Here is a 3612-nt window from a genome sequence, read left to right on the forward strand (position 1 = left end):
CTTGGAGGGAGAGAGGTCTTAATTCTAGCCCTCTCCCTCTGGGAGAGGGTTGGGTGAGGGTCTTTCTATGCCGAACAAGAACCTTCAGCGGGCGCGCTCATTGCGAGCGAACCAGAGCGACGCCGAAAAGCGCCTCTGGTCGCGTTTGCGCAATCGGGGGTTCTTCGGTTTCAAGTTCCGGCGCCAGGTGCCGGTTGGCCCCTTCATCGCGGATTTTCTGTGCACAGAACGCATGCTTATCGTCGAGGTCGATGGCGGTCAGCATGATGAGCGGGCCGAAGCAGATCTGCGGCGCACACATTATCTTGAAGCGCAGGGTTACCGCGTCATTCGCTTTTGGAACAATGAGATGCTGGCAAATACGGAAGGCGTGTTGACGGTTATTCTGGACGCGCTGGGCGGAGACCCTCACCCTCCCACCGCCTGACGGCGGCGGGTCCCTCCCTCTCCCAAAGGGAGAGGGAGTTGATCAATCGCATTCCAGCCCTCTCCCTCTGGGAGAGGGTTGGGTGAGGGTCTTGCCTCAAGGCACCTGCGGTTTCTCTTTCGCATGCATCGCGGCCTTCTGCGGCAGCAGCAATATGCAGACGACGATGAAGACCGCGAGGACTGCCGAGGCCGTGAAGCGGCTGAAGGCGAGGCCGCCATGGTCGATCGGCTTGTCGAGCAGGTCGCCCACCGTCGCGCCGAGCGGTCGCGTCAGGATGAAGGCGGCCCAGAACAAGGCCGTGCGCGACATGTTCGTGAAATAGTAAGCCGCCGCGACCAGCGCCAGGCCCGTGCCGAAGACGAGCGCGCCGCCTTCATAGCCAAGCCCGTTTGTGTCGGCCATCCAGTCGCCGAGCGCCGTGCCCAGCGTCTGCGAGAACAATATCGTCACCCAGTAGAATATCTCGACCTTGTGCGAGGTGATGGCGGCGACCGAAACAGAACCGACCGACCAGTACCAGACGCCAAGCGACGCGACGAGAAGCGCAAACAGGATCGACGATCCGCCCGCATAGCCGATGCCGAGCGAGCGATCGGCGAAATCCGCCATGGTGGTGCCTGCCGTCGTCGTTGCGATGATGACGGCCCAGTAGAGAAAGGGATGAAACGCTTTCGCCCTGACCTGCGCGATCACGGCGACAAAGAAAATGCCGATAAAGATGATGCTGCTGATTGCGTAGCCGAGGTCGAGCGACATCGAGACGGCATCGCCGCCCGTTTCGCCCAGCGTCGTTGCCGCGACCTTGATGACCCAGAAACCGAGTGTGACTTCGGGCACCTTGCTCAAGCCGCGCTCAACCAACTTGTTCATGAGGCTCGCTCCTGGTGTGTTCGTGCATCTGCGTCATGGCCGGGCTCGACCCCACGATGATGCTTTTTTCACCCGTCATGCGCGGGCTTGACCCGCGTATCCACGTCTTGCTTTCAGCGTTTCGGAAAGACGTGGATGGCCGGGGCAAGCCCGGCCATGACGATTGAAAAATTCCTTATCTCTCCGTCAGCTTGAACTCTATGCGGCGATTGCGCTTCAGCGCCTCTGCATCTTTCCCCTGGTCCAGCGGCTGAAACTCGCCGAAGCCCGCCGCGACCAGATGGTTCGGCGCGACGCCTTCCTTCACCATGAAATTCACGACCGCGATCGCGCGCGCGCTGGACAGATACCAGTTCGACGGGAACTGCGCCGTGTGGATCGGGTTCACGTCCGTATGGCCGTCTATGCGGATCACCCAGGAAATATCGTTTGGAATCTGCGCTGAAATTTCCTTCACCGCTTCGGTGATCTTGCGCAATTGCGCCTCGCCCGATGGGTTGAGGTCGGCGGAGCCGGAGCCGAAAAGAATTTCCGACTGGATCACAAAGCGGTCGCCGACGATTTCAATGTCGGATCGGTTGCCGAGAATTTCGCGCAAGCGCCCGAAGAATTCGGAGCGATATTTCGCAAGCTCCTGCACCTTCTGCGCAAGCGCCGCATTGAGCCGCTTGCCGAGATCGGCGATCTGCGCCTGACTTTCCTTGTCGCGCTGTTCCGATGCCTCAAGCGCTGCTTCCAATGCGGCAAGCTGGCGGCGGAGCGCCGAAATCTGCTGGTTCAACAGTTCGACCTGCGCCAGCGCCTGATTGGAAATTTCCTTCTGCTTGGAAAGCTCGTCGGTCAGCACGGATATTTGCCCGCCGCTATCCGCGCTTGCCGCCAGCTTGTCCTTCTGCGCATTGGCGTCGGCAAGGTCGATTTGCAGACTGGCGATCATCGTCTGCATGTCGGCCTTTTCCTGCTTCGATAGCGCAAGCTGGCTTACCAGTTCGGCAATCTGGCTCTTCAGGCTTTCAAGCGCAGCGTCCTTGCTCGACACAAGCTGCGAGAGAAAGAACTGCGTCAGCATGAAAATCGTCAGCAGAAAAATCAGAACGAGCAGCAGGCTCGACATGGCGTCGACAAAGCCCGGCCAATAGTCGGCGCTTGGGGCGCGTCCGCGAATGCGTCTGGCATAGGCCATGATCCGCGCTCCTATCTGTCGATGCGCGAGGCGAGGCGTTCGAGCACGGGGCCGAGCGCCTCCTGATTTTCGGCAAGGCGGCGGATCAGTTGCTGCTCGTGCCGGAGCTGTTCGGTCAGCGCCGTGATCTGGCCTGCCAGCGCCATCATCGGCGCGTTTGCATTTGCGCCGCCATTATTCGTCAGCGCCTGTTCGATGCGCTCAAGCCGCTTTACCGTATCGCCAAGCATGCCGGGGGCGCGTTCGAAGTCGTTGGAAATATCCGTGACCGTCGAGAGCCATTCCTCAAGCTCGTTGTAGAAACGGTTTTGCGCCTGACCGGCTTGCAGATCGAGGAAGCCAAGGATCAGCGAACCGGCAAGCCCGAACAGTGACGACGAGAATGACGTGCCCATGCCCGACAACGGCCCCTCAAGTCCCGATTTCAGGTTCTGGAAAACGGTCGCCGGGTCCGATGTTTCGACATGGAGATTATGGATCGTGGTGCCGACCGAGCTTACCGTCGTCAGCAGGCCCCAGAAGGTGCCGAGCAGGCCGAGAAAGATCAGCAGACCGATCAGATAGCGCGAGGTTTCGCGCTGCTCGTCGAGGCGCGATCCCAGCGAATCGAGGATCGAGCGCATCGACAGCGCATTGAGCTGCATCCGTCCCTTGCGATCGCCGAGCATCGTCGCCATGGGCGCCAGAAGGCGCGGCGGGTTCGACAGCGACAGGCCCGGATCGGCGCGGCGGAAATTGTTCACCCAGCGCACTTCCGGCCCCAGCGCCAGCACCTGGCGGAAGCCATAGAGAATGCCGAGAAGCAATGTGCTGATGATCAGCGTGTTGAGGCCGGGATTGGTGAAATAGGCGGTCTTCAGTTGCGGCGACAGGATTGTCAGCAGAAAGCCCACAAGGATCAGGAAGATCACCATGCGCATCAGATAGGGACGCGCATTGGAAAGGGCCGTGCCGGTGGTGAAGTCCTTTGCCATCGCGTTCTCCTAGCGGCCTGATTTGACGATATCGACGCGGTCGAGCGGCCCGGCGTCGCGCGCGCCGCCCAGCGCCTGAACCTGCAGCCGTTCAGCAGTGATGCCTTGCCCGATCAGCACTTCGCGCACGGCCAGCACGCGGCGAAGCGCCAGTC

Annotated in this window: 4 protein-coding genes; 1 reads left to right on the forward strand and 3 read right to left on the reverse strand. The window is 60.7% G+C overall.

Features of this window, described 5'->3' with window-relative positions; genetic code table 11:
• Positions 1 to 67: 67 nt before the first annotated feature.
• A complete protein-coding gene (locus WA943_RS11680; RefSeq protein ID WP_424470055.1) occupies positions 68 to 427 on the forward strand; it encodes an endonuclease domain-containing protein in 360 nt (119 codons plus the stop codon).
• A gap of 96 nt (positions 428 to 523) precedes the next feature.
• Here the strand turns inward: WA943_RS11680 and WA943_RS11685 are convergent, their stop codons facing one another.
• The 3 genes from WA943_RS11685 to WA943_RS11695 all read right to left on the reverse strand — a co-directional run bounded on the left by WA943_RS11685 (position 524) and on the right by WA943_RS11695 (position 3457).
• Positions 524 to 1300: a hypothetical protein gene (locus WA943_RS11685; RefSeq protein WP_424470056.1), complete on the reverse strand. Its 777-nt coding sequence runs from the start codon at positions 1298 to 1300 to the stop codon at positions 524 to 526.
• A gap of 175 nt (positions 1301 to 1475) precedes the next feature.
• Positions 1476 to 2483: a peptidoglycan -binding protein gene (locus WA943_RS11690; RefSeq protein ID WP_424470057.1), complete on the reverse strand. Its 1008-nt coding sequence runs from the start codon at positions 2481 to 2483 to the stop codon at positions 1476 to 1478.
• Between the two features lie 11 nt (positions 2484 to 2494).
• On the reverse strand, positions 2495 to 3457 hold the full coding sequence (locus tag WA943_RS11695) for a flagellar motor protein MotA (RefSeq protein ID WP_424470058.1): 963 nt from the start codon (positions 3455 to 3457) through the stop codon (positions 2495 to 2497).
• Between the last annotated feature and the right edge of the window lie 155 nt (positions 3458 to 3612).

The sequence above is a fragment of the Parvibaculum sp. genome, assembly GCF_049651025.1.
Classification (GTDB): Bacteria; Pseudomonadota; Alphaproteobacteria; order Parvibaculales; family Parvibaculaceae; genus Parvibaculum.

Bases quoted from the DNA above. Each gene is read 5' to 3' on its own strand.
- WA943_RS11680 (WP_424470055.1), top strand. From the start codon at position 68: ATGCCGAACAAGAACCTTCAGCGGGCGCGCTCATTGCGAGCGAACCAG.
- WA943_RS11685 (WP_424470056.1), bottom strand. From the start codon at position 1,300: ATGAACAAGTTGGTTGAGCGCGGCTTGAGCAAGGTGCCCGAAGTCACA.
- WA943_RS11690 (WP_424470057.1), bottom strand. From the start codon at position 2,483: ATGGCCTATGCCAGACGCATTCGCGGACGCGCCCCAAGCGCCGACTAT.
- WA943_RS11695 (WP_424470058.1), bottom strand. From the start codon at position 3,457: ATGGCAAAGGACTTCACCACCGGCACGGCCCTTTCCAATGCGCGTCCC.